Origin of the sequence: Promicromonospora sp. Marseille-Q5078, assembly GCF_050315395.1 — a bacterium.
Lineage (GTDB): Bacteria > Actinomycetota > Actinomycetes > Actinomycetales > Cellulomonadaceae > Isoptericola.
Window position 1 is genome coordinate 1,900,472 of sequence record NZ_JBNPQG010000001.1, and the last position, 25,413, is coordinate 1,925,884.

20 protein-coding genes are annotated in these 25,413 nt (G+C 76.3%); 9 read left to right on the top strand and 11 right to left on the bottom strand.

Annotated features, from left to right (window positions below; all coding sequences use genetic code 11):
- Position 1: 1 nt before the first annotated feature.
- Positions 2-4,996: an Lhr family helicase gene (locus ACQFYA_RS08815; protein ID WP_499127485.1), complete on the bottom strand. Its 4,995-nt coding sequence runs from the start codon at positions 4,994-4,996 to the stop codon at positions 2-4.
- 148 nt (positions 4,997-5,144) lie between these two features.
- Between ACQFYA_RS08815 and ACQFYA_RS08820 the strand changes: the two genes are divergently transcribed.
- The 5 genes from ACQFYA_RS08820 (at position 5,145) to ACQFYA_RS08840 (ending at position 10,506) form a co-directional block, all read left to right on the top strand.
- Positions 5,145-5,378: a DUF3046 domain-containing protein gene (locus ACQFYA_RS08820; RefSeq protein WP_499123152.1), complete on the top strand. Its 234-nt coding sequence runs from the start codon at positions 5,145-5,147 to the stop codon at positions 5,376-5,378.
- A gap of 42 nt (positions 5,379-5,420) precedes the next feature.
- A complete protein-coding gene (locus ACQFYA_RS08825) occupies positions 5,421-7,526 on the top strand; it encodes an alkaline phosphatase family protein (protein WP_499123153.1) in 2,106 nt (701 codons plus the stop codon).
- The gene (locus ACQFYA_RS08830; RefSeq protein ID WP_499123155.1) at positions 7,523-8,494 is read left to right on the top strand and encodes an MBL fold metallo-hydrolase; all 972 of its coding nucleotides are present in this window, start codon (positions 7,523-7,525) and stop codon (positions 8,492-8,494) included. The genes ACQFYA_RS08825 and ACQFYA_RS08830 overlap by 4 nt, the downstream gene beginning before the upstream one ends.
- 157 nt (positions 8,495-8,651) lie before the next feature.
- Positions 8,652-9,773, top strand: a complete 1,122-nt coding sequence (gene recA, locus ACQFYA_RS08835) for a recombinase RecA (protein ID WP_499123156.1) — start codon at positions 8,652-8,654, stop codon at positions 9,771-9,773.
- 190 nt (positions 9,774-9,963) lie between these two features.
- A complete protein-coding gene (locus ACQFYA_RS08840; protein WP_499123159.1) occupies positions 9,964-10,506 on the top strand; it encodes a regulatory protein RecX in 543 nt (180 codons plus the stop codon).
- 155 nt (positions 10,507-10,661) lie between these two features.
- Here ACQFYA_RS08840 and ACQFYA_RS08845 read toward each other — a convergent pair whose 3' ends face one another.
- From ACQFYA_RS08845 to ACQFYA_RS08860, 4 genes are all read right to left on the bottom strand, one after another.
- Positions 10,662-11,579, bottom strand: a complete 918-nt coding sequence (locus tag ACQFYA_RS08845; protein ID WP_499123160.1) for an amino acid ABC transporter permease — start codon at positions 11,577-11,579, stop codon at positions 10,662-10,664.
- On the bottom strand, positions 11,576-12,265 hold the full coding sequence (locus ACQFYA_RS08850) for an amino acid ABC transporter permease (RefSeq protein ID WP_499123161.1): 690 nt from the start codon (positions 12,263-12,265) through the stop codon (positions 11,576-11,578). The genes ACQFYA_RS08845 and ACQFYA_RS08850 overlap by 4 nt, the downstream gene beginning before the upstream one ends.
- Positions 12,266-12,363: 98 nt before the next feature.
- The gene (locus ACQFYA_RS08855) at positions 12,364-13,218 is read right to left on the bottom strand and encodes a glutamate ABC transporter substrate-binding protein (RefSeq protein WP_499123163.1); all 855 of its coding nucleotides are present in this window, start codon (positions 13,216-13,218) and stop codon (positions 12,364-12,366) included.
- Positions 13,219-13,338: 120 nt separating this feature from the next.
- Positions 13,339-14,133 carry an amino acid ABC transporter ATP-binding protein gene (locus tag ACQFYA_RS08860; protein WP_499123165.1) on the bottom strand — a complete coding sequence of 265 codons (795 nt, stop codon included), beginning with the start codon at positions 14,131-14,133 and terminating at the stop codon, positions 13,339-13,341.
- 180 nt (positions 14,134-14,313) lie between these two features.
- Between ACQFYA_RS08860 and miaB the strand changes: the two genes are divergently transcribed.
- Positions 14,314-15,957, top strand: coding sequence for a tRNA (N6-isopentenyl adenosine(37)-C2)-methylthiotransferase MiaB (gene miaB, locus ACQFYA_RS08865; protein WP_499123167.1), 1,644 nt, complete (start codon positions 14,314-14,316; stop codon positions 15,955-15,957).
- Positions 15,958-16,017: 60 nt separating this feature from the next.
- Here miaB and ACQFYA_RS08870 read toward each other — a convergent pair whose 3' ends face one another.
- Together ACQFYA_RS08870 and ACQFYA_RS08875 are read right to left on the bottom strand one after the other, a co-directional pair.
- Entirely contained in the window at positions 16,018-16,611 is a 594-nt protein-coding gene (locus ACQFYA_RS08870; protein WP_499123169.1) for a type III secretion system chaperone family protein, read from the bottom strand.
- Positions 16,608-17,186, bottom strand: coding sequence for a YbjN domain-containing protein (locus tag ACQFYA_RS08875; protein WP_499123171.1), 579 nt, complete (start codon positions 17,184-17,186; stop codon positions 16,608-16,610). The genes ACQFYA_RS08870 and ACQFYA_RS08875 overlap by 4 nt, the downstream gene beginning before the upstream one ends.
- A 129-nt stretch (positions 17,187-17,315) precedes the next feature.
- Here ACQFYA_RS08875 and ACQFYA_RS08880 point away from each other — a divergent pair, with 129 nt between their 5' ends.
- Positions 17,316-18,119: a hypothetical protein gene (locus ACQFYA_RS08880; protein WP_499123173.1), complete on the top strand. Its 804-nt coding sequence runs from the start codon at positions 17,316-17,318 to the stop codon at positions 18,117-18,119.
- A gap of 75 nt (positions 18,120-18,194) precedes the next feature.
- On the opposite strand, the gene ACQFYA_RS08885 is transcribed toward ACQFYA_RS08880, so the two are convergent.
- From ACQFYA_RS08885 to ACQFYA_RS08895, 3 genes are read right to left on the bottom strand one after another with little or no spacing between them, the layout of a single operon-like run.
- On the bottom strand, positions 18,195-20,180 hold the full coding sequence (locus tag ACQFYA_RS08885; protein WP_499123175.1) for a hypothetical protein: 1,986 nt from the start codon (positions 20,178-20,180) through the stop codon (positions 18,195-18,197).
- Entirely contained in the window at positions 20,177-22,105 is a 1,929-nt protein-coding gene (locus ACQFYA_RS08890; RefSeq protein WP_499123177.1) for an HSP90 family protein, read from the bottom strand. Before ACQFYA_RS08890 ends, ACQFYA_RS08885 begins: the two co-directional genes overlap by 4 nt.
- Positions 22,102-22,608, bottom strand: a complete 507-nt coding sequence (locus ACQFYA_RS08895) for a type III secretion system chaperone family protein (protein ID WP_499123182.1) — start codon at positions 22,606-22,608, stop codon at positions 22,102-22,104. Before ACQFYA_RS08895 ends, ACQFYA_RS08890 begins: the two co-directional genes overlap by 4 nt.
- 154 nt (positions 22,609-22,762) lie before the next feature.
- Here ACQFYA_RS08895 and miaA point away from each other — a divergent pair, with 154 nt between their 5' ends.
- The gene (miaA, locus tag ACQFYA_RS08900; RefSeq protein ID WP_499123183.1) at positions 22,763-23,764 is read left to right on the top strand and encodes a tRNA (adenosine(37)-N6)-dimethylallyltransferase MiaA; all 1,002 of its coding nucleotides are present in this window, start codon (positions 22,763-22,765) and stop codon (positions 23,762-23,764) included.
- On the top strand, positions 23,761-24,687 hold the full coding sequence (gene dapF, locus ACQFYA_RS08905) for a diaminopimelate epimerase (RefSeq protein ID WP_499123185.1): 927 nt from the start codon (positions 23,761-23,763) through the stop codon (positions 24,685-24,687). Before miaA ends, dapF begins: the two co-directional genes overlap by 4 nt.
- A gap of 20 nt (positions 24,688-24,707) precedes the next feature.
- Here the strand turns inward: dapF and ACQFYA_RS08910 are convergent, their stop codons facing one another.
- Positions 24,708-25,310, bottom strand: coding sequence for a class I SAM-dependent methyltransferase (locus tag ACQFYA_RS08910; RefSeq protein WP_499123188.1), 603 nt, complete (start codon positions 25,308-25,310; stop codon positions 24,708-24,710).
- Positions 25,311-25,413 lie beyond the last annotated feature (103 nt).

Sequence of the window (25,413 nt, forward strand, 5' to 3'; positions counted from 1 at the left end):
CCTACGCCGGGCGCAGCCCGCGCGGGGTCACGCCGAAGCCGGAGTCGAGCAGCGCCGCCGCGGCGGGGGTGCGGTCCCGGGCCGCGGAGAGCGCCGGCACCCCGTCGACCCGCTGCACCGTGACGCGGCCGAGCCGCCCCGCGCGGGTGTCCGCCGTGAGCAGCCGCGCCGCCGCGGCGAGGCGCGCGCCGTCGCCGGCGTCGCCCCGGCCGAACGACAGCACGGTGCGACCGCCTCGCTCGACGAAGAGCACCAGCTCGCCGTCCACGAGGACGACGACGGCCCCGGCCTTGCGGCCCGGGCGGTGGGCGCCCGCGCCGTCGTCGGCCGAGCCTCCGCCCGCCGGCGTGCGGGGCCACGCGACCGCCGCGCCGTAGGGGTTGGCCGGGTCGGTCGCGGCGAGCAGCACGGCGCCGGGATCGGCCCGCGTCCCCTCCGCGCCCTCGACGAGCGCGTCGAGGGCGCGCGCGCGGTCGGCGGCGTCGGTGCGCAGCTGGTCGACCGCGCCGGGCAGCGCGAACTGGGAGCCGCCGAGCCCCTCGACGAAGTAGCCCCGCCGCGCGGCGCCCCGCTCCTCGAGCCCGCGGAGCACGCGGTAGACGTCCCGGAACCGTGACGTCACGCCCTCCGCCGGGGCAGCGGCGCGGGTCAGCACGCCGTGCCGCTCCAGGAGCACCTGGGTGAGCGCGTGCGCGCGGACGGTGGGGTCCTGCTCCACCGCGGGCAGCGCCGACCACCGCCCCCCGCCGGTGCGGGGCACCGCGGCGGCGGACGTCGGCCGCGCCAGCCCGAACCGGGACGCCCGCACCGGGCGTGCCCGGCCCGGGGCGGCAGGCGCGCGGTGGGCGCCGCCGCCGCGCCGCGTCGAGCCGCCCAGCGCCTCGCGCAGCGGCCCGAGGCGGTCGTTCGTGACCCAGCCCGCCCAGGCGAGGTCCCACAGCGCCTCGAGCGTCGTGGTCTGGCTCGCGTCGGCGAGCTCGGCCAGCCGGGGCAGGAAGAACCCGCCGGAGCCCGTGAGCAGGTCGAGCACCGCCCGGTGCAGGTCGCTGTCGAGCGGGCCGCTCTCGGCCACGGGGTCCGGGTCGCGCAGGGTCAGCGGCGCGCCGTCCGCCAGGTGCAGGCTGACCATGCCGTCCCCGCCGCCGGAGCCCGGCAGCCGGCCGTGGCCGCACCACAGCACCTCGCCGGCGGTGGTGAGCTCGTCGAGGACGGCGGGGGAGTAGTCCGCCACGCGGGCGGGGAGCACGAGCGTCTCGAGCGCCGACGCCGGCACCGCCGCGCCGGAGAGCTGCTCGACCGCGCGCAGCACGCCGTCGGGGCCGCGCAGGGTGCCGCCGCTGCCGCCCGTGCCGCCCACGCGCAGCCCGATGCCCTGCCAGCGCGGGAGGAAGACGCCCAGGGCCTCCGGCTCCACCGGCTCGACCTCGGCCCGCAGCGCGGCGAGCGACCGGCGCCGCAGGGTGCGCAGCACCTCGGGGTCGCACCACTCGTCGCCCGTGCCGCCCAGCGACGAGGGGAGCAGGGCGCCGCGGACCACGGTCCCGCGAGCCTCCAGGCGGGCCAGCACCTGCGCCACGACCGCGATCCCGAGCCCGAACCGGCGCGCGACGTCGGCCGCGGCGAACGGTCCGTGCGTGCGTGCGTGCCGGCGCACCAGGTCGCCCAGCGGGTCGGCGACGGGCTCCGTGAACGTCTCCGGCACGCCGACCGGCAGGGCGACGCCGAGGGCGTCCCGCAGCCGGCCGGCGTCCTCCACGACGGCCCACTGCTCGGCGTCGTCGCCCTGCAGCCCCCCGAGCCGCACCCGGATCACCCGCCGGGAGGCCTCGAGGTCGGCGAGCCAGGCGTCGACCTGGTCACGGACGTCCTCGCGCGCCCGGGCCCGCAGCGCCGAGGCGGGGTGCGGGCCGGTGCGTCGCAGGACGTCCCACAGCCCCTCGGCGTCGCGGGCGTGGCGCTCCGCGGCGAGGGCCTGCAGCTCGGCCTGGGTCCGCTCGACCGCGCCCGGGTCGAGCAGGTCGGCCAGCGCGGTCGCGCCCTGCTCGCCCAGCAGCTCGGACAGCAGGTCGGGGTCCAGGGAGAGGGCCGCCGCGCGCCGCTCGGCGAGCGGGGCGTCGCCGTCGTAGAGGAACTGCGCGGTGTACCCGAACAGGAGCGCCTGGGCGAAGGGTGACGGCGACGGCGTCGTGACCTCGACGAGGCGCACGCGGCCCGCCTGCAGGTCGCCCATGAGCTCGGTGAGCGCGGCGACGTCGAAGTCGTCGCGCAGGCACTCGCGCGCCGCCTCGAGCATGATCGGGAAGTCCGGGAACTGCGACGCCACCTGCAGCAGCTGCGACGCCCGCTGGCGCTGCTGCCACAGGGGCTGGCGCCGGTCGGGACGGCGGCGCGGCAGCAGCAGCGCTCGGGCGGCGGCCTCGCGGAAGCGGGCCGCGAACATCACCGAGCCGCCCAGCTCGTCGCGCACCGCGCCGAGTACCTCGTCGGGGTCGACGAGCAGGTCCTCCGCGGTCACGGCCGGCCCGTCGCCGCTGTCGCGCGCGCCGTCCCCGGCCGCGCCGTCCCCGCCGAGGTCCCACCCCGGGCCGCCGAGGTCCCAGCCCGCGTCGCCGGCGTCCGGCAGGCGCAGCACGATCCCGTCGTCGGCGTGCATCGCGGCCACGTCCGTGCCGTAGCGCGCCCGCAGGCGCGCCGCCACGACCAGCGCCCACGGTGCGTGCACCGGCGCGCCGAACGGGGAGTGGATCACCACGCGCCAGTCGCCCAGCTCGTCGCGGAAGCGCTCCACGACCACCGTCCGGTCGTCGGGGAGCCGGCCGGTCGCGCGGCGTTGCTCGCCGAGGTACGACGCGAGGTTGTCCGCCGCCCAGGCGTCGAGGCCCGCGTCCCGCAGGCCGGCACGGCCCCGCCCGGTCCCGCGTGCCTCGTCGTCGGCCAGGAGCGCGTCGGTCTCGCGGACGAACGCGCCGACGGCGCGGCCGAGCTCCGCCGGGCGGCCGGGGGAGTCGCCCTTCCAGAACGGCAGCCGTCCGGGGAGGCCGGGGGCCGGGGTCACGAGCACCCGGTCGGGGGTGATCTCCTCGATGCGCCACGTGGAGGAGCCGAGGGTGAACGTGTCGCCGACCCGCGACTCGTAGACCATCTCCTCGTCCAGCTCGCCCACGCGCTTGCCGCCCCGGGGCCGCGCGGCTGCGCCGGCGCCGTCGTCGGCGGGCGAGCCCGAGGCGGGCGGCTCGGTGGCCAGGTAGACGCCGTACAGCCCGCGGTCCGGGATGGTGCCGCCGCTGGTGGCGGCGAGCCGCAGCGCGCCGGGCCGGCCCGAGAGGAGTCCGGTGGCGCGGTCCCAGACGATCCGCGCGCGCAGCTCCGCGAAGTCCTCGCTCGGGTAGCGCCCGGCGAGCATGTCCAGCACGGCGCGCCAGGTCCCGTCGCCGAGCGCGCGGAACGGGTGCGCGCGGCGGAACGTGGCGAGGAGGTCGTCGGCCGGCCAGTCGTCGGTGGCGAGCGCCGCCACCACCTGCTGCGCGAGCACGTCGAGCGGGTTCGCCGGCACGTGCAGGTGCTCGATCTCGCCCGCGCGCATCCGCTGCGCCACCACGGTGGCGGGCACGAGGTCGCCGCGGAACGTCGGGAAGACGACGCCGTGCGAGACCGCGCCCACCTGGTGCCCGGCGCGGCCGATGCGCTGCAGCCCGCTCGCCACCGAGGGCGGCGCCCCGACCTGCACCACCAGGTCGACGGCGCCCATGTCGATGCCGAGCTCGAGCGACGACGTGGCGACCACGGCCGGCAGGCGACCCGCCTTGAGGTCGGACTCGGTGCGGGTGCGCTCCACGCGGCTCATCGAGCCGTGGTGGGCGCGCGCGAGCACCTCCGCCCCGCCGGCGTCCGCGGGCGGCAGGCCGACGGACGCGCCGGACTGCGCCTGGGCCTGCGCGGGCCACTGCGTGCCCGGCTCGGGGAGCTCGACGCCGGAGCGCTCCGCCCAGATCTCGTTCACCCGCGCGGTGAGCCGCTCGGCGCCGCGGCGGGAGTTGGTGAACACCAGCGTCGAGCGGTGCCCGGCGACCAGGTCCACCACCCGCTCCTCCACGTGCGGCCACACCGACGCGCGCCGCAGGGGCGCCGTCGCGTCGCCGGTGAGGTCCAGCTCCTCGTCGCCGAGCCCGCCGCCGGGCCGGGAGCCCTCCGGCGCGGTGGCCGCCGGGCCGGGCGCGGTCGGGTCCGGCACGCCCTGGGCGGAGTCCAGGTCGGCCAGGTCGGGCACGGGGACGACCACCTGGATGTCCCACTTCTTGGTGGCCTCGGGCTGCACGACGACGGTCTCGCGCCCGCCCTCGGCCGGCGCGCGATGGCCGCCCAGGAACGCGGCGACCGTCTCCACCGGACGGACGGTGGCGGACAGCCCGATCCGCTGCGCCGGCCGGTCGAGCAGCTCGTCGAGGCGCTCCAGGCTCAGCGCGAGGTGCGCGCCGCGCTTGGTGCCGGCCACCGCGTGGATCTCGTCCAGGACGACCGTCTGCACGCCCGCGAGCCCGGCGCGGGCCTGGGAGGTGAGCACCAGGAACAGCGACTCCGGGGTGGTGACCAGCACGTCCGGCGGCCGGGTGGCGAAGGCCCGCCGCTCGGAGGTCGGGGTGTCGCCGGTGCGGGCGCCGACCGTCACCTCCTCGACGGTCAGGCCGTCGCGGGCGGCGGCCTGCCGGATGCCGGCGAGCGGCGAGCGGAGGTTGCGCTGGACGTCGGCGGCCAGCGCCTTCAGGGGCGACACGTACAGCACGCGGCAGCGGCGCGCCCGCTCGGGCGGCGGCTCGGTGGTGAGGCGGTCGATGGCCCAGAGGAAGGCGGCGAGCGTCTTGCCGGAGCCGGTCGGCGCGACGACGAGCGCGTGCCGGTCGGAGCTGATGGCCTCCCAGGCGCCCGCCTGGGCCGCCGTCGGCGCGGCGAAGGCGCCGGCGAACCACGAGCGCGTGGCGGGGCCGAACCGGGCGAGCACGTCGGCGGGCGCCGGGCCGCCGTCGGGCGCGCCGGCGGTGCCGGGGCCGACGGGGGGCAGGGAGGCGACCACCCCGTCATCCTGGCAGCCTCCACCGACAGCCCGCAGGGGAACCCGACCACCCGGCAGGGCGTGCGAGGCTGGGCGGGTGCGTTATCGCGAGTTCACCGAGCTGGTCGACGAGGTCTTCGGGGCCGCCTACGGGCGCGCCCTCGTGCGCGAGCAGGTGCTGCCGCGCCTCGACGGGCGCACGCCCGCGGAGGCCCTCGAGGCGGGCGTGGAGCCGCGCGACGTCTGGCACGCGCTCTGCGACGCGCTCGACGTGCCCGAGCCGGAGCGCTGGGGCCGCGACGACCGCCGGCAGGCGCCCCCCGCCCGCTGAGCCGCCCGCGCCGACGCCGGCCGGTCGGGGCATCATGGCGCCATGCGCCGCGACCGCCCCCCGCTCGTGACGGTGGCCGACGTCCGCGCGGCGCTGTGGTCGCTCCTGTCGACCGCCGCCGGGCTCGGGATCGCGATCGGGCTCGTCGACGGCGTGCGGGTCGCCACGAGCTGGTCCGTCGTCCTGGCCGCGCTCGTGGTCGGTGTCGGCGACGCGCTCCTGCGGGCCCCGCTGCGACGGCTGGCCCGGGCCGGGGGCGCGGTCGGCGCCCTCCTGCTCGGGCTGGGCGCGCAGGTGCTGGTCGTCTGGGCGGCGCTGTCGTTCCTGCCGGGCGTCACGAGCGACTCGTGGCCCGACGTCCTCGCCGTGCTGCTCGTCGCCGCGGTGGTGATGGCGTGCGGGCACTGGGTGGTCGGTGCGCGGGACAACGCGTACGTCGTCGGCGACCTGCTGCGGCGGTCCCGGCGGCTGGCCGGCGTCCCGCGCCGTGCGCCGCAGGGCGCCACCGCCCCGGGGGCCGGCGAGGGCGCGGGCGGTGCCGACGACCGCCCGCCGGGCGTGCTCGTCGTCATGCTCGACGGCGTCGCCCGCCCGACGCTCGAGCACGCGCTGGAGGCGGGGCTGGCCCCCACCCTCGAGCGCTGGCTCGGGTCGGGCAGCCACCGGCTGGAGTCGTGGTGGGCGCGCGTGCCGTGCACCACCCCGGCCAGCACGCTCGGGCTGCTGCACGGCACGACCGCCGCGGTGCCCGCGTTCCGCTGGTGGTCGCGTCGGCTCGGCCGCCTGGTCGTGACGAACCGCCCCGCGGACGCCGCCGAGGTCGAACGGGGGGCGTCGGACGGCCGTGGCCTGCTGGCCGACGGCGGGGTGGCCGTCTCGACGATGTTCTCCGGTGACGCCCCGACCAGCCTGCTCGTGATGAGCCGCGCGGCCGAGGGCCTCGGCCCGGGGCCGCTGTTCGTCCGCTTCTTCTCCAGCCCGTTCGTGCTGGTGCGGGCCCTGGCCGGCACGGTCGGCGAGGCGCTGAAGGAGGTGTACCAGGGCTGGCAGCAGGTGGTGCGCGGCGTGCGCCCGCGGGTGCGCCGGCGGGGCTGGTACCCGGTGCTGCGGGCGGTGACCAACGTGCTGCTGCGCGACCTCAACACCGCGCTCGTGGCCGAGCAGCTCGTGCGCGGGGCGCCGGTGGTGTGCGTGGACCTCGTGGACTACGACGAGATCGCGCACCACGCGGGCCCGCTGCGCCCGGAGGCCCTGCGGGCGCTCGAGGGGCTCGACCGCGTCGTCGGGCTGTGGGAGGAGATCGCCCGCGGGGCGCCGCGCGCCTACCAGGTGGTGGTCGTGTCCGACCACGGCCAGTCGCTCGGCGCCACCTTCGAGCAGGCGGTCGGGCGGTCCTTCGGCGACGAGGTGCGCCGGCTCGTGGGGCTCGGGGCGGACCCGGGGCCACGGGGGCGTGCCGACCGGTCGTCGTCCGAGGGCGAGGCGTGGGGCCCGGCGAACACCGCGCTCCACGCCCTGCGCCGGGAGCCGGACGACGCCGGGCGGCTCTTCGTGGGCCCGGACCGGGCCGGCGAGGGGCCGGCGCCCGAGGCCCCCTCGGAGGTCCCCGAGGTCGCCGTGATCGGCTCGGGGAACCTCGGCATGGTCTGGTTCTGCCGCGAGCCGCGCCGGGTCCGGGCGGGCGAGATGGACGCGCGGTGGCCGGCCCTGGTGCCGGGCCTGGTGGCGTGCCCCGCGGTCGGCGTCGTGGTCGTGCACGACGACGACGGACCGGTCGCGCACGGGCCGGGCGGCACGCACCACCTGGGGAACGGCAGGGTGACCGGGCGGGACCCGCTGGCGGGGTACGGCTCCCGGGCACGCGCCGACCTGGAGCGTGTCGCGGGCCTGGAGGACGCGGGGGACCTCGTGGTCGTCTCCGCGGTCGGGCCGCTGGGGCGCGTGCACGCGCTCGAGGGGCTGGTGGGCTCGCACGGTGGGCTCGGCGGGGCGCAGAACGAGGCGCTCCTGCTGCACCCGGCGGGCCTCGTCGTCCCGGACGCCGAGCGCGAGGACGTGGACGGGACGCGCCTGCTCGTGGGCGCCGAGGCGGTGCACCGGCGGCTCGTCGCCTGGCTCGCCGAGCTCGGCCTGCGGGAGGACGCATGAGCGGGGCCGGGGTCGCCGAGCGGGGTGGTGGGCGGGAGGGCGCGGCGGAGGGGGCGTCGGTCCGGGTCACGTGGCTCGGGCACTCGACCGTCGTGCTGGACCTCGCGGGGCCCGACGGCCGCACCACCCGCCTGGTGACCGACCCGCTGCTGCGGCGGCACGCGGGGGTGCTGCGCCGGCGGGGGGGCCGGCCGGAGGAGGTGGCGTGGCGTGGCGCCGACGCCGCGCTGCTGTCGCACCTGCACCACGACCACGCCGAGCTCGGCTCCCTGCGGCTGCTCGGCGACGTGCCGGTGCTCACCGCGGGCGCCAACGCCCGCTGGCTGCGCGGCAAGGGACTGCGCGGGGTGGGCCTGGAGCCGCCGGCCGCGGCGCCCGGCCACGACGGCGCGGGCGCGCACGGCGTCGCGCACGGCGTCGCGCAGGGGAGGGCGGACGGCGGGTCGGACGCGGCGTGGCACGGGGTGGCGGGTGTCCGGGTGCGCCTGACCACCGCGGTGCACGGCGACCGCCCGATGCCGCACCGGCCGAACGCGGCGACCGGGCATCTGGTGCGGCTGCCGGCCGCGGGCTCCGGGCGCGGAGCGACGGTGTGGGCGGTCGGCGACACGGAGCACTACCCGGGCATCGGCCGGGTGCGGGAGCTGGCCGGCGGGCGCGTCGACGTGGCGCTGGTGCCCGTCTCGGGCTGGGGGCCGCGGCTCTCCGGCGGCCACCTGGGTCCGATGGGGGCGGCCGAGGTGTGCGCCGAGGTGCGGCCGCGGGTGGCGATCCCGGTGCACTGGGGCACGCTGCACGTGCCGGGCGGGCGGAACCTGCCGCGGGGGTGGATGGACCATGCCGGAGCGGCGTTCGCGGCGGCTGCGCGCCGGGTGGCGCCAGGGGTGCGGGTGGTCGTCCTGGAGCCCGGCACGTCGTGGGCCGACACGCCGGGGGGCGACGACGGCGTCGAACACACGTTCGGGTAGAGTCTGCCCCCAGGAGGTCCTCGAACGTCGTTGTCCACACTCGCGACGGATCGCCCCGACCGTGTCGGTGGCGGCCCGTACGGTCGGCAACAACATGAGCACGCAGCCACGAACGCCGGCGCGCAGCCGCCGCGCCCAGAACGCAAAGGTGACCGACATGCCCGCAACGGCAGACCGCGAGAAGGCACTCGAGGCCGCGCTCGCCCAGATCGACCGCAGCTTCGGCAAGGGCTCGGTCATGCGCCTCGGCGACGAGGGACGCGCGCCCGTCGAGGTCATCCCCACGGGCTCCATCGCGCTCGACATCGCGCTCGGCATCGGCGGTCTCCCGCGCGGCCGCGTCGTCGAGATCTACGGCCCGGAGTCCTCCGGCAAGACGACGGTCGCGCTGCACGCCGTGGCCAGCGCCCAGCGGGCCGGCGGCATCGCGGCGTTCGTGGACGCCGAGCACGCGCTCGACCCGGAGTACGCCAAGAAGCTCGGCGTCGACACCGACGCCCTGCTGGTCTCGCAGCCGGACACCGGCGAGCAGGCCCTGGAGATCACGGACATGCTGATCCGCTCCGGCGCGCTGGACATCATCGTCATCGACTCCGTCGCGGCGCTGGTGCCGAAGGCCGAGATCGAGGGCGAGATGGGTGACAGCCACGTGGGCCTGCAGGCCCGGCTGATGTCGCAGGCCCTGCGCAAGATCACGGGTGCGCTGAGCTCGTCGGGCACCACGGCGATCTTCATCAACCAGCTCCGCGAGAAGATCGGCGTCTTCTTCGGCTCCCCGGAAACCACCACCGGTGGCAAGGCGCTGAAGTTCTACGCCTCGGTGCGCATGGACATCCGCCGCATCGAGACCCTCAAGGAGGGCACGGACGCGGTGGGCAACCGCACCCGCGTGAAGGTCGTCAAGAACAAGATGGCGCCGCCGTTCAAGCAGGCGGAGTTCGACATCCTGTACGGCGTGGGCATCTCCCGCGAGGGCGGGCTCATCGACATGGGCGTCGAGCACGGGTTCGTGCGCAAGTCCGGGTCGTGGTTCACCTACGAGGGTGACCAGCTCGGCCAGGGCAAGGAGAACGCCCGCGCCTTCCTGCGCGACAACCCCGACCTGGCGAACGAGATCGAGAAGCGGGTCAAGGAGAAGCTGGGCGTCGGGGCGAAGCTGGACGCCCCTGCCGAGGAGGCGGCCGCGCCGGTGGACGGCGCCGCGGGCTCCGCGACCGGCCTGGCGGTCGACCCGGCGCCGGTCAAGGCCGGCGCCAAGGGCAAGAAGGCGCCGTTCTGATCGGCGGCGCTGCTCTGATCCGCGTCGCTCTGAGCGACGTCGCTGCGGGAGTGGTCGCGTGACGACGGATACTTCTCCGGGCGGTCGCGGCGTGGGGAAGCGTCGCGGCCGCCGGCAGGGCTCGCGCCCGCACGGATCGGATGACGGGTCGGAGGGCGGCGGCGCGCGCACGCGGCGACCTCGCCCCACCGTGGCCGAGCGCCTCGAGGCGGGCGAGCTGACGGCCGAGGACGCCTCGGAGAAGGCGCGCGAGGCGCTGCTGCGGATCCTCACTGCCGCGCCGAAGAGCCGCGCGGAGCTGGAGCAGTCGCTCGCCCGCAAGGGGTACCCGGAGGCGGTCGTGACGCCGGTGCTCGACCGTTTCGACGAGGTCGGGCTGGTCGACGACACCTCGTACGCGGAGATGCTCGTCCGGACCCGGCACGCCGAGCGGGGCCTGTCCCGTCGTGCGATCGCGATGGAATTGCGTCGGCGGGGGATCGACGAGGACACCGCCGGCGACGCCCTCGAGCAGATCGACGGTGACGACGAGCGCGAGGCCGCCATGGCCCTGGCGCGCAAGCACGTCGCGCGGACCCGCGGTCTGGAGCGGGACGTGCGCCTGCGTCGCGCCGTCGGGTCGCTCGGGCGCAAGGGCTACCCGCCCGGGATCTCGTTCGGCGCGGTGCGCGACGCCCTCGCCGAGGAGGGCGCGGACGACCTCGACGAGGACTTCCCCGGCGCCGAGGACTGACGTGACGCCGCGCGGGCCGTCGAGCAGCGCGGACTCGGGTCGTCCTTCCCGGGGCGTGAACGAGCCGGAGCACTGTGCAGGCCCCCGGACGCCGCGGCGTCCGGGGGCCTGGTTGCACGGAGGCCGAGGAGCTCCCGCGCCCACCGTGGAGGCGGTCAGGTGGCGCTGGGGTCCCCGGTCGCGGCGATGGCGTTCCCCGGACCGCCTGGCTTGCCGGCGGCGACGGTCGGGTTGCCGATGCCTGGACCTGCGGCGGTGGTGCCGGACGTCCGCCCGCTGAGGTATCGCGACAGCCACCGTGCGACGGCAGTCAGGGCCCAGTTGATGACGATGAATATCAGCGCCGCGACGGTCAGCGTCTGCAGGTTGTTGCTGTTGCCGTTGCCGAAGATCTGCGCGGCGCGCAGCAGCTCGTTGTACGTGATGATCTGGCCGAGCGCGGTGTCCTTGAGGACGACGACCAGCTGGGACACCAGGGCCGGCAACATCGCGATGAGGGCCTGCGGCAGCTGGATGGAGCGGAGCGTCTGCCCGCCCGTGAGGCCGATCGCGAGGCCGGCCTCGGACTGGCCCCGGGGCAGGTTGCCGACCCCGGACCGCACGAGCTCGGCGATGACGGACCCGTTGTAGAGGACGAGGGCGATGACCACCGCCAGGAAGGCGGGGTCGTCGCTGATGCGGTTGAAGCCGAACAGCAACCAGAAGAAGACCATCATCAGCAGCACGGGGACCGCCCGGAAGAACTCCACGACGACGCCGCTGACCCAGCGCACGGTCCGCGACCGGGCGAGCCGGCCGGAGCCGAAGACGAGGCCGAAGAGCACCGCCCCGACGACGGCGAACCCAGCGGCGCGCAGGGTGTTCTGCAGCCCGGGGATGAAGTAGTCCTGCCAGGCGCTCGAGGTGAAGATCGGGCTCCACAGGTCGGCGGCGAACTGGCCCTTGCGAGCGAGCGCGACCACGACCAGCGCTGCGACCCCGAGCACGACCAGGGCGCCCACGACGTTCCCGACGGCGATGCGTCGGCGGGCCCGCGGTCCGGGGGCGTCGAAGAGGACGGACTGCTGGCTCATCGGCGCACCGCCAGACGGTTGGAGAGGTAAGTGGTGAGCAGGCCGATGGGGATCACGAGGACCACGAAGCCGAGCGCGAAGATGAAGAAGATCGCGTAGATGAAGTTGGCGTTGCTCTCGATCATCTCCCGCATGAGCGTGGAGACCTCGGTCGAGACGCTGACGGCCACCACGACCGTGGAGTTCTTCAGGAGTGCGATGAGCGTGTTCCCCAGCGGGGCGATCGCCCCGCGGAACGCCTGCGGGAGGATGATGATCCGGGCCGCGGGGAGGAACGACAGGCCGATCGCGCGGGCCGCCTCGGCCTGGCCGAGGGGCACGGTGTTGACGCCGGAGCGGATCGCCTCGCACACGAACGCCGCGTGGTACACGGTCAGGCCGATCACGCCGAAGCGGAAGAAGTTCTGCGCGAAGTCGTCGGACAGGCTGACCTGCAGCTGCGTCCAGACGGCGAGGAACAGGAACGTCATGATGACGGTCAGCGGCGTGTTCCGCAGGATGTTCACGTAGGCGGTGCCGGCCCACTGCAGGCTCGCGACGGGCGAGATCCGCATGAGCGCGAGGACGGTGCCGAGGATCAGCGAGAAGATCGCGGCCCAGAACGTCAGCTGGATGTTGACCCAGAACGCGCTGGCGATCGGGTACTCGGCGAAGAGAGCCCCGAACTGCGACAGGAAGTCACCCACGGTGTGTCAGCCTCCCGGAGGGTGGTGCGGCGGTGCCGCGGTGGACAAGCGGGGGGAGCGGCGCGGGGCGCCGCTCCCCCCGGGGTCGGTGGTCGGTGTCAGGCGCAGGCGTCGGGCGTCGGCGGGTTGAGGTCGGCGTTCGGCGTGTAGCCGGTGCCCTCCGTGTTCGCCGCCACGGCCTTCTCCCACGAGCCGTCGTCGATCATCGACGTGATGGCAGAGTTGATGTCCTCGCAGGTGTCGTTGTCCTGGGGGAGGCCCACGCCGTAGTTCTCCTCGGAGAACGGGTTCCCGACCACCTTGACCTTGCCCTTGTTGGCGGGCTGCGCCGCGAGGCCGGCCAGGATGATGTCGTCCGTCGTGACCGCGTCGACCTGGCCCGCGGTGAGCGCGGTGACGCACTCGGCGTAGCCGGGGCGCTCCACGAGCTGCACGCCTGTGGCGTACTCGTCCTTGATGCGCTGCGCCGACGTGGAGCCGGTCACCGAGCACAGGTTCTTGCCCTCGAGGTCGTCGGGGCCCGTGATGTCGGTGTTGTCCTCGGCGACGAGCAGGTCCTGGCCGGCGATGAAGTACGGGCCGGCGAACGCGACCTGCTCCTTGCGCTCGTCGGTGATGGAGTACGTCGCGAAGATCATGTCGACCTGGCCGGTCTGCAGCATCGTCTCGCGGTTGGCCGACGGCGCCTCGACCCACTCGATCTGGTCCTCGGAGTAGCCGAGCTTCTCCGCGACGTAGCGGGCGACGTCGGTGTCGAAGCCCGTGTACTCGCTGCCGTCCTGGTAGCCGAGGCCCGGCTGGTCGAACTTGATGCCGATCTTGATGGAGTCGCCGCCACCGGTACCACCGGTCGCCTCGTCGTCGCCGCCGCCGACGTCGCCGCCTCCGCAGGCGGCGAGCGTGAGCGCGGTCAGTGCGGCGAGCGTGGCAACACCTGCGTGTCGTGTGCGCATCGTTCTTACCCTTCGTGAGTGGTCGCCCGCGCGGCCCGGGGACTGCGGTGTCGGAGTCCGGGCCGCACAGCCGGCGGGGGTTCCCGCCATGTCCGTGGGGTCTGTCGGGGTCGGGTGGGGTCAGTGGCTGAGGATCTTGGACAGGAAGTCCTTCGCCCGGTCGCTCGTGGGCGCGGTGAAGAACTCCTCGGGCGTGGCCTCCTCGACGATCTGGCCGTCCGACATGAAGACGACGCGGTTCGCGGCCTTGCGGGCGAAGCCCATCTCGTGGGTCACGACGATCATCGTCATGCCCTCCTTGGCGAGGGCGACCATGACGTCGAGCACCTCGTTGATCATCTCCGGGTCGAGCGCGGACGTCGGCTCGTCGAAGAGCATCACCTTGGGCTGCATGGCCAGCGCGCGAGCGATCGCGACCCGCTGCTGCTGCCCGCCCGACAGCTGGGCGGGCATCTTGCCGGCCTGGTTCTTCACCCCGACGCGGTCGAGCAGGGCGAGCGCCCGCTCCTTCGCGGCCCCCGAGCGCTCCCTGCGGACCTTCACCGGCCCGAGCGTGACGTTCTCGAGGATCGTCTTGTGGGCGAAGAGGTTGAACGCCTGGAACACCATCCCGACGTCGGCGCGCAGCTTCGCGAGCGCCCGACCCTCCTCCGGGAGGGGCTGGCCGTCGATGCGGATCTCGCCGGAGTCGATGGTCTCGAGGCGGTTGATCGCCCGGCACAGGGTGGACTTGCCGGACCCCGACGGGCCGATGACGACGAGCACCTCGCCCTTGCGCACCGTCAGGTCGATGTCCTTCAGCACGTGCAGCTCGCCGAAGTGCTTGTTGACGTCCTTGAGCTCGACGAGCGGGGGGCCGAGGGGCGTCGACGTCCCCGCCGGCTCGGTCGTCGTGGTCGCTTCGCCGTGATCCATCCCTCGAACCTATCCACTCGGTGTTTCCGCGACCAGCACCGGCAGTCCGGTTCCCGCAACGGTTCAGTAACAGTGCGCCCGCGCCTGGTGGTGGCGCGTGGCGGACGACGACGTCGGCGATCTCCGAGGTGGGGGTCGCCTCGTCGGGGCCCAGCCGTGCGGCACCGTACCCTAGGGACGATGTCCAGTACCACGCAGAGCCCCGCCGCGCCGGTCCCCACCACGGACACGGCGCCCGGCCGACGCACCTATCTCGTGCGCACCCTGGGCTGCCAGATGAACGTGCACGACTCCGAGCACATGTCCGGGATGCTCGAGCAGGCCGGCTACACGCGCGCCACCGCCGAGGACGAGGCGGCGAGCCGCGCGGACGTCGTCGTCATCAACACGTGCGCGGTGCGCGAGAACGCCGCGACGCGGCTGTACGGGAACCTGGGGCAGCTCGCGGGCCTCAAGGCCGACCGGCCGGGGATGCAGATCGCCGTCGGGGGCTGCCTGGCGCAGAAGGACCGCGGGGAGATCGTCTCGAAGGCGCCGTGGGTGGACGTCGTCTTCGGCACGCACAACCTCGACGCCCTGCCGGTCCTGCTGGAGCGGGCGCGGCACAACGCCGAGGCCCAGGTGGAGATCGCCGAGTCGCTGCAGGTCTTCCCCTCGACGCTCCCGACGCGCCGCGAGTCCGTCTACGCGGGCTGGGTGTCGATCTCGGTGGGCTGCAACAACACGTGCACCTTCTGCATCGTGCCGCACCTGCGCGGCAAGGAGCGGGACCGCCGGCCGGGCGAGGTCCTCGCCGAGGTCGAGGCGCTCGTCGCCGCCGGCGCGGTCGAGGTCACGCTGCTGGGCCAGAACGTGAACAGCTACGGCGTCGAGTTCGGCGACCGCGGCGCGTTCGCGAAGCTGCTGCGCGCCTGCGGCGCGATCGAGGGCCTGGAGCGGGTGCGTTTCACGTCCCCCCACCCGGCGGCGTTCACGGACGACGTCATCGCGGCCATGGCGGAGACGCCGAACGTCATGCCGAGCCTCCACATGCCGCTGCAGTCCGGGTCGGACCGGGTGCTGCGCGCGATGCGCCGGTCGTACCGGTCCGCGAAGTTCCTCGGCATCCTCGACCGCGTCCGGGCCGCCATGCCGGACGCCGCGATCACCACCGACATCATCGTCGGCTTCCCGGGCGAGACGGAGGAGGACTTCCTCGACACCATGCGCGTGGTCGAGGCCTCCCGGTTCAGCTCGGCGTTCATGTTCCAGTACTCGCCGCGCCCCGGCACGCCCGCCGCGACGATGGACGAGCAGCTGCCGAAGGAGGTCGTGCAGGAGCGGTTCGAGCGCCTGATGGCCCTCCAGGAGCGGATCGCCGGCGAGGAGGCCGCCCGCCAGGTCGGCCGCAGCCTCGACGTGCTCGTCTCGGAGGGGGCCGGGAAGAAGGACGGCGCCACCCACCGCCTGTCCGGCCGTGCGCCCGACAACCGGCTCGTGCACGTGGCCCTGCCCGCCGACGTCGCGACCGGGGCCGACCGGTTCGTGGGGGCGCCGGTGACGCTCGACGACCCGCGCCTCGCCGGCGGCGAGGCGCTCGACCCGCGCCTGCCGCGCCCGGGCGACGTCGTGACGGTGGAGGTCACGCGCTCGGCCCCGCACTTCCTCGTCGCCGACTCGGTGCTCGACGGCGGCGCCTACGCCGTCCGCCGCACCCGGTCGGGCGACGCGTGGGCGCAGCGGGAGACGGCGCGCCTCGGCGGCGGGGAGGACGAGCACTCCCACGGCGGCGCCCCGTCCGGCGGCGGCCCCGTGGTGCTCGGGATGCCTGCCCTGCGAGGCTGACCGGGCCCGCCCGGCGGGTCGGCCGCGTCGTCTCGGCCGCGTCGTCCGGTCGGGGTGGTCTCAGCCGTGGTCGTCGGGGTCCGGCCCCGGCGTCATGGCGCCCACGGTGCTGAAGAACTGCGACGACGTGACGAGACCGCACGACACGGTGGCGGCGAGCTGCTCGTCCGTGGCGCCGTGCTCGAAGTCGACCGACACCTCCGCGTAGAGCGCGAGGCCGTCGCCCTCGGGGCGGGCGTAGACCTTGGGCCAGACGCGTTCGCGGTTCCAGTCGTTGACGGCCTGCAGCACCGCCAGACGGGCATGGTCCGGCACCGCGCCCGCCCACCGGCCGCGCACCTGGAGGATCTCCTCGTGGTCGCCGAGCAGGAGGAACCAGAACCGGTTGCCGTCCCACGTGCCGGTCACGTCGCCGTCGTCGTCCGTGCGGAACCGGTAGCCGCGGCGCGAGAGGTCGTCGGCGACGCGGCGGCTCGACAAGGGCCGCAGGGACGCCCTCGCGGAGCGCGTCGGGCGCACGGGTGCCCGCTCCGCCCGCGCCGCGGCGACCCGGGTCCCGGCGTCCTGCACCGCCCGGCCGACCGCCCCGGCCGCGCGGCGGGCGCCCTTCAGCGCGCGGCGGGCGGCGCCCCCCGCGCGGTCCTCCCGCGTCACGACGCGTCCCGCAGCGGGTCGCGGAACGTGGTGTCGAGGTGCTCGAAGAACATCGACCCCGTGCTGAGGCCGCACTGCAGCAGCTGGTCGAGCTGCGCCTCGCCGACCACGCTGCCCACGTCCACCGTGACCTCGGCGCAGACGACGACGGAGCCGTCGTCGCGCACCCGCACGTACGTCTTGGGCCAGATGCGCTCGGCGTTCCACTCGTTGCAGAGCTCGAGGATGTCCCCGAGCCGCTCGATGGTGAGGTCGCGGTGCCACTGCCCGCGGACCTGCAGCACCTCGGCGCGCTCGCCGAGGACGAGGAAGTAGAACAACCAGCCGTGCCACAGGCCGCCGACGTCGCCGTCGGAGTCGACGAAGTAGGAGAAACCGGACCGTTCGAGCCAGTCGGTGACGCGGTCGCGCGACAGGGGCGACAGCGCGTCCTGCGAGCCGCCGACCTCGTCGGTCAGCAGCCCCTCGATCCGGTCGTGGAGCTCGTCGTCGCGCAGGTCGTCGACGAGCCCGTCCTCCCGGCCGACGGTGGTCGGCCGGATCCTGCTTGCCCGGCGTGAACCGAAGAACCTCACCCGTCCACGCTACACGCCGCCGCCCGGGCGGCGGCGGGACCCGCCACGGGGCGGGCGGCGCGGCGCGAGCGCCGGGGTCCCCGGCTGTGGCGAGGAACGGGCGAGGAGGGGCGCGGGTAGGTTGGTCGGGTGCCAGCCCGTGCCGTCGTCCTGCCCGCAACGCCCCTGCTCGTCCCCGGTGCCGGCGGCGGGGCCGACCGGCTCGGGGAGGTCCGTCGCGTCGTGGACGACGCGCTCGACCGGCTGCTGCGCGGCCGCCGGCCCGGTGACGGTGGTGACGGACCTCTCGTCGTGCTCGCCCCGGTCCCGCGTGGCGCGGCAGGTCGCACGGCGCGTCTGCGGCCGTCGCTCGCCGGTGCGGGGGTCCGGGACCGCTGGGTCCCGGCCGTCGCGGCCTGGCCGGTCCCGGACGACCCCGCGGCGCACGTGCCCGCGTCGGTGGCGCTCGTCGCCCTGCGTGCGGCGCTCGACCGGGCCGTCACGGACCGCTCCGCCCTGGACCGCTCCGCCCTGGACCGCTCCGCCCTGGACCGCGCCGCCCTGGAACGGGCCGCCCTGGAACGTGGCGTCGACGACCTCGTGGAACACCCCGGACGGCCCGACGTCCTCGTGGTCGAGGTGGCCCGGGGTGAGGCGGTGGCCGCGGACGGCGCCGCCGCCCTCCGCGACGCGCGCGGGATCGTCGTGGCGGGCGGCGTCGCCCCCGGTACCCCGGGCGCGACGGCCGAGGGGCGGCCGGACCTGGGCCAGGACCCGGACCAGGACCCGGGCCAGGACCTGGGCCAGGACCCGGACCTGGACCCGGCGGTGGCGGCCGCGCTGGACGGCGTCGCCGCGCCGGGCTCGTGGACCTGGAGGGTGACGGCCGTCCCCGGCGGGCACGAGCACCTGCCGGGCGCCTACGTCGTCGCCACCGGGGTCGCCGGACCCTGACACCGGACCCGGACCCGGACCCGGACGCAGGAACGGGCCGACCGGTGCGACGGCCGGGGTCGGCCGCCCGGCCCGTCAGGACACGAGCGACGCCGCCAGGGCGTCGGCTTCCTCGCCCCGGCCGAGCCCGCGCAGGGTGGCGACGAGCTCGTCCGCCACCGCCGCCCACGCGTCGCGCGCGCCGACCGCCGCGAGCCCCTCGAGGGCCGCCCGCAGCGGGTCCACCGCCGCGGCGGCGTCGCCGCCCGCCCGGCGGGCGCTCCCGGCCAGCCAGAACGCGTGCGCGGCGTCGAGGGGCTCCCCGGCCCGGCCGAACTCCTCGGCCACCGTCTCGGCGTCCGCCGCCGCCTCGGCGTACCGCCCGGCGGTCGCCGCGAGCCGCGCCAGGACGTCGCGCAGCTGCCGTGCCTCGGCGGCGACCTGCGCGGCCCGGCGGCCGGCCAGCTCCTCGGCGAGGGCGGGCGTGGGCGCCTCGGGGACGCCGGCCGGCAGGCCGAGGTCGTCGAGGGTCCGCTCGACGGCGGCCCGCGCGGGGGCGAGGTCGCCGACGCGCGCCCCGACCGCCGCGGCGGCGCGCACGACGGGGCCGACGTGCACGGGGTCGGTCCCCGCCGCCCGGAGCAGGCTCGTGGCGCGGGCGAAGGCGGGCGCGGCGCCCTCGTCGTCGCCGAGCGTGGCGGCGACCTGCGCGGCCTCGGCCAGCGCGAAACCGGCGTCCTCGAGCCGGCCGGCCTCCTCGGCGAGGCGTGCGGCCTCGAGGTAGGCCCCCGACGCCTCGACGGGGTCGGGGGACCCCTCGGCGCGCGCCAGGGCGGCGGCGACAGGGTCGGCCGCCGGCCCGGCGGCGAGGTCGACGTCGACGCCGGCGGGGGACTGCGCGTCCACGCCCGCGGGGGCCGACGGGGCGGTCGTCGCCGCAGCCGCGGCCGGGTCGTCGCGGGCGCCGGCGGCCCGCTCGGCCGCGGCCAGGACGCTCAGCTCCACGGGCAGGCGACGGGACCGCCGCTGCCACGCGGCGTCGAGCAGACGCTCGTGCCTGTCGGTGCCGTTGCGCGCGTCGAAGGCGCGGGCGATCGGCGCGACCTCGGCGCGGGCCCAGTCGTCGAGGTCGGCGACCGTGACGGCGGGCACGCCCTCGAGCGCGACCGGCGCGTCGGCGACCGTCTCGCGCAGGACCCCGGCGGCGACGGCCACGTGGGTGAGCACGGCGAGGCGCTCGCCCGGCGAGTCGGAGACGGTGAGGTGCTCCGGGCGGGCGTGCAGCAGTCGCAGCGCGCGCTCGGGGTGGCCGGCCCGGGCGAGGAACTCCACGTGGCGCGCGGTGGCGACCTCCTTCGACACCGCGGCCTCGAGGTGGCCCATGGCGCTGCGGTGGGCCGCGGCGGCGCCGTCGGCGTCGCCGAGGTCGAGGAGGAGCAGCTCGAGCAGGGACTCCATCCCGGCGGGCTCGTCGCCGCAGGTGGCGCCCGCGGCGACGGCGGCGCGGACGACGTCTGCGGCCTCCCGGGTGCGGCCCGTCTCCGCGAGGTACTCGGCCTGCCCGCTGGGCGTGCAGGCGGCGCAGTCGGAGAAGTCGTCGCGGGGCGTCGTGACCCAGGTGCGGTACGCCGCCTCCGTGCCGGGGGCGCCCTGCGAGCGCAGCCAGGCGAACCGCTCGCCGGCCACCGCGCTCGTCCCGTTCCCGGCGAGCGCGTACCGGCGCTCCATGTCGTCCAGCGTCGCGTCGATCTGGGCGGTCGGGACGGAGGGGAACCGGGCGAGCAGCCCGACCATCCACTTGAACGACCAGAACAGCGAGTGGGTGTCGCTGCCGTCGAACAGCTCGGGCCGCTCGTCCCACCAGCGCAGCATCTGCGTGAACGGCAGGAACGCCTTCTCCGCCTCCGGGGTGGACGTGTAGGAGTCGACCAGCGCGAACAGGGCGTACGCGCGGGCCTCGTCCGGGCCCTCCGCCGTGATGCGGGCGGCCTCCTGCTCCGCGGCGGCGCTGCGCGCGACGCCGTACGGCATGCTCATGATCGCCGAGACGGCGTGGTTCGCCTCGTCCAGGGTGCGGGTCATCGGGCGTCGTCCTCGGTCTCGGTGCGGGCGCCGTCGTGCGGCGGGGTGGGCAGCGCGCGCTCGAGGAGCGTGCGCAGGGCGTCGTCGAGCAGGCCGGCCTCGGCGCCCGCCAGCGGCCGCCCGGAGGCGAGCAGCGCGGTGACGTAGAGCGACCTGGCGCCCGCGGCGCGGACGGGCGCGTCCCCGGCGGCGAGCAGGGCGCGGACCGTCGGGTTGGCGTCGTTCAGCACCAGCCGACGGGCGCGCGCCGGGCCGGTGAGGCCGGCCAGCACCGCGCCCCACACGTCGGTCGGCCCGTCGACGGGGGCCGCCGCCTCGCGTGCCTGGCGGGCGTGCTCGCCGTCGCGGTCGGTGAGCAGCATGGCCGGCACCTCGACGGGCTCGAAGACGCGCAGCTCGACGTCGCAGTCCTGGTCCCCGAGGTCGTCGCGCAGCGCGGCGAGGGCGTCGGTCACCTCGAGCTCGCGCAGGGGCTCGACCTCGGCGAGCACCGCCTCGAGGTCGCCCGGCGCCACCGGGGCGAGTCGCCACGCGGGCCGCCGCCGCGCGACGCGTGCCAGCAGGTCGGCGTCGTAGACGTAGCCCGCGTTGAGGACGGGCAGGCCCTGCGCGGCCGCCACCGCCGCCACCCGGCGGTACTCCTCGACGCTGGTGGTCCACAGCACGCGCGGCGGCGCGGCCCCGTCCGCGGGCTCGGCGAGGTCCGTCAGCGTGCGCGTGCCGAGCGTCGTCTCGAACGGCAGCACCCGCGCGGCGAGGTCGAGCATCGCGTCGTCCTGCACGGCGAGGGCGCGCACCGCGAGGTGGTGCGTCGACAGGAAGGCGTGGGAGAGGGGCGACGGCTCGGCGAGCGTCTCGAGGGTCCAGGCGCGGACGCGCTCCCCGAGCGCCTCGCGGGCGGCGAGCAGGATCTCGTCCTCGAACAGGCCCTCGCGGGACGCCGTGGGGCGCAGCGCCGTGGCGTCGACGACGCAGCGGACGAAGAAGGCCCAGTCCGGCAGGAGGCCCTCGACGCCGGTCCCGAGCAACATGCGCTTCAGGGAGACGCGGTGGTGGGCCGTCGTCGTCGGGGCGACGGCCGCCGGGAGGACGAACGCGACCCCGGTCAGGCCGGCGACGGGCAGGTCGAGGTCGATGTGCGCCAGCGGCGTGAACCCGAGCGTGCGCTCGCAGTACGCCGCCAGCGCGCGGTCACGCTCGCCGTCGTCCGGGGAGGCGCGGCGCCAGGGCAGCTCGTCCCCGCTGAGCCGGCGGCGCGCCGTGCCGCCGTCCTCCAGACGCACCTCCACGGACACGTCCACGGGCAGCAGCCCCCCGAAGTCGGCGGCGAGCGTGGCCACGGTCTCGGGCTCGAGCCAGTGCTCGGCGTCCCGCAGCGGGCGCAGCCGCACGACGCTCCCCGGTCCGGCGGGCGCCGCCGGGTCGTCGGGGCCGAGCTCGGTCAGCTCGTACCGGCCGTCCGCGTAGCCGCGCCAGCGCACCGGCGGCGCCTGCGGGTCGCGGGCCGAGCGGGAGACCAGGTCGATCTCGTCGGCCACCATGAACGCCGAGAGCAGGCCGATGCCGAACTGCCCGAGGAACTCCTCGCGCCCGCCGCCGAAGCCGGTGCCGAGCGCGCCCGCGAGCGGGTCCTGCGGGTCGGCGTCGCGCTTCGAGCTGCGGCCGATGGTGGCGAGCAGGTCGCGTGCCTCGTGGGTCGTGAGGCCGACCCCCGTGTCGTGCACCTCGAGGCCGCCGTCGTCCAGCGGCCGCAGCAGCACCCGGGCGGGGGCCTCCGGGTCGAGGGCGCGGCGTGCGGTGATGGCGTCGACACCGTTCTGCAGCAGCTCGCGCAGGTAGACCCGCGGGCTGGAGTAGAGGTGGCGGCTGAGGAGCTCGACGAGCCCGCGCAGGTCGACCTGGAAGGCGTCCGTGCCGCTGCTCACCGCGGGTCGCCCGCGGTCGCCCCGAGGCCGGGACCCGCCCCGCCCTCGGGGTCGGGGTACCGCTCGTCCAGCATCTCGAAGAAGGACAGCCCCGTGGCCAGGCCGCAGTCGACGATGCGCTCGAGCTGCTCGTCGTTCGCGCCGCTGCGCAGGTCCGTGGCGACCTCGGCGTACACGACCACCCCGGACCCGTCGTCCTCCGGCCGGGCGAAGGCCTTGGGCCAGATGCGCTCCACGTTCCAGGCGTTGAGCAGCGACGTCAGGGCCTCCAGCTCCTCGACCGGGAGGGTCCGGCTCCACCGGCCGCGGATCTGCAGGATCGCCTGCGGCTCGCCGACGAGCAGGAAGTAGAAGGTGTTGTCGTCCCACACGCCGCCGAGGTCGCCGTCGTCGTCGATGCCGAAGAACCACTCGCGACGCGTCATCAGCGCCTCGAGACGGGCGCGCGTCAGCGTGGTGGGGGCGGCGGGCGCCGCGTCGTTCGGCTTGGTGAAGAAGGCCATGGGTCCTCGTCCTCGTGCGGGGCCCGGGCGCACACGTCGTCGCGCCGAGCAGCGGTGGGTGGCGAAGGACACCCTAACCACGCCGTCCGACAGCCGGGCGTGACGGCCCGGCGGCCCCCGACGGCCGGTGTCCGCGGCGGGCTAGGGTCGTCGCGTGAGCGCAGCGTCCACCGCCCCAGGCCCCGTGATCGTCGCCGTGGTCGGCCCCACGGCCACCGGCAAGTCGGACCTCGCCCTCGACCTCGCGGAGGCCCTGGCGCCCGGCGAGGTGGTGAACGCCGACGCGTTCCAGCTCTACCGCGGCATGGACGTGGGGACGGCGAAGGTGCCGGTCGCCGAGCGCCGCGGGATCCCGCACCACCAGCTCGACGTGCTGGACCCGCGGGAGGACGCCTCGGTGGCCCGCTACCAGGCCGCGGCGCGCGCCGACCTCGACGGCATCGCCGGCCGCGGGGCCCGCGCGGTCGTGGTGGGGGGCTCCGGCCTCTACGTGCGCGCGCTCCTCGACCACATGGACTTCCCCGGCACGGACCCCGAGGCGCGGGCCCGCCTCGAGGACCGCGCCGAGCGCGAGGGGCGGCGTGCACTGCACGACGAGCTCGCCCGGCTGGACCCCGACGCCGCGGCGTCGATCGGGCCGCACAACACGCGCCGGATCGTGCGCGCGCTCGAGGTGATCGAGCTGACCGGCCGCCCCTACACGGCCAACCTGCCCCGCCAGGAGCACGTGCGCCCGGCGGTGCAGATCGGGCTGGACTGCGACCGCGAGGTCCTCGACGCCCGCGTCGCCCACCGGGTCGAGCGGATGTGGGACGAGGGGCTGATCGAGGAGGTCCGTGCGCTCGCGTCGCCGGAGCAGGGCGGGGCGGGGACCGGGCTCGGCACGACGGCCGCCCGCGCCGTCGGCTACGCCGAGCTGCTCGCGTGCTGGCGCGGCGAGCTCACCCTCGACGGCGCGCGCGACGCGATCGTCGCGAACACCCGCCGCCTGGCCCGCAAGCAGATGGGCTGGTTCGGCCGCGACCCGCGCGTGACGTGGCTCGACGCCGGGTCGCCCACGCTGCTCGACGAGGCGCTCGCGGTGGTGCGCGCCGCCGACTCCGGGGCCCTGCCCGCGCCCGGGACCGGCCTCGTGCGCCGTAGTCTGGGCTCATGACGCTGCGCTTCACCAAGGGTCACGGCACCCAGAACGACTTCGTGCTGGTCGCCGACACCCGCGGGGACCTCGACCTGACCCCCGAGCAGGTGCGGCGCCTGGCCGACCGGCGCGCGGGGATCGGCGGCGACGGGGTCATCCGGCTCGCCCCGACGGCGGCCGTCGCCCGCGCGGGCGAGGAGATCGCCGACCGCGTCCTTGCGGAGGAGCCCGGCGCGATCTGGTTCATGGACTACCGCAACGCGGACGGCTCCGTGGCGCAGATGTGCGGCAACGGCGTGCGCGTCTTCACGGCGTTCGCCGAGCAGCTCGGCCTCGCCGACCTCGACGACGGGCAGGAGCTCGCGCTCGGCACGCGCGCCGGCGTGCGGCGCGTGCGCAAGGAGCCCGGCGGCTGGTACGCCGTCGACATGGGTGCCTGGTCGCTCCCCGGCGGGGAGGAGGCCGCCGCCCGCGGCGCCGACGCGGCGGTCCTGGTGGCCGGCTGGGACGCCCCGCGTCCGGCGCTGAGCGTCGACATGGGCAACCCGCACACGGTGGTCGCGCTCGCGCGGGCCTCCGAGCTCGCCGAGGCCGACCTGACCCGCGCCCCGGAGGTCGACCCGGTGCCGCCGGAGGGCACCAACGTCGAGCTCGTCGTGCCGCTCGCGGAGACGACGGACGACGAGGGCCGCACGGTCGGGCACGTGCGCATGCGCGTCCACGAGCGCGGCGTGGGCGAGACCCAGTCGTGCGGCACGGGTGCGTGCGCCGCGGCGCTCGCGGTCCGCACCTGGTTCGCGGCCGGCGCGGAGGGCCCCGTGCCCGACGTGTGGGAGGTCGAGGTGCCCGGCGGCCTGGTCCGCGTCCGGCTGCTCGAGGGCGGGAACGTCGAGCTCGCCGGCCCCGCGGAGCTCGTGTTCAGCGGCGAGACCGAGGTCTGACCGGGGCAGGCGGCGGGTCGTCAGCCGACGCGCAGCACGCGGAAGCCCTTCGACGACGCCGCCCGTTCGACGTCGCGACCCAGGTCGGCCTCGATCCAGCGGGCCAGCGAGTCGGACCCGAGGTTCTTCTGCACGACCAGCCATGCCGCGGCGTCCGGCGCGAGGCGGGGGAGCCAGGTCCGCAGCAGGCCGTGCAGCACGGACTTGCCCACGCGGATGGGCGGGTTCGACCAGATCGCGGCGAACCGCACGTCGTCCGGCACGTCCTCGGGGCGCACCGCCCGGAGGTTGTCGAGGCCGAGGCGGCCCGCCGTCGTGCGCAGCAGGTCGAGGGCGCGCTCGTTGACGTCCACGGCCCACACGGTCGCCCCGGGCGAGCCGAGCGCCATGGTGAGGGCCACCGGCCCCCAGCCGCAGCCGAGGTCGAGCAGGTCGCCGGCCGCCGGCGGCTCCGGCACCTCGCGCAGCAGCACCCGCGTCCCCTTGTCGATCCCGCCCGGGGAGAACACCCCGGAGGCGACGTCGACCTCCACGTCCTGGCCGGCGAGGTGTACGACGGCGCGCCGGCGGTCGGCGGCCGAGGCCGGCTGGGCCGTGAAGTAGTGGTCGGGCTGCTCGGTCACGCGCCGATCCTAGGTCGCCGCACCCGGGCGGGGGAAAAACTCTCCACCGGGACGATCTGGCGTGGGACCCTTGTTGTAGCCATGTGGCGGCCGGACCGCCGAT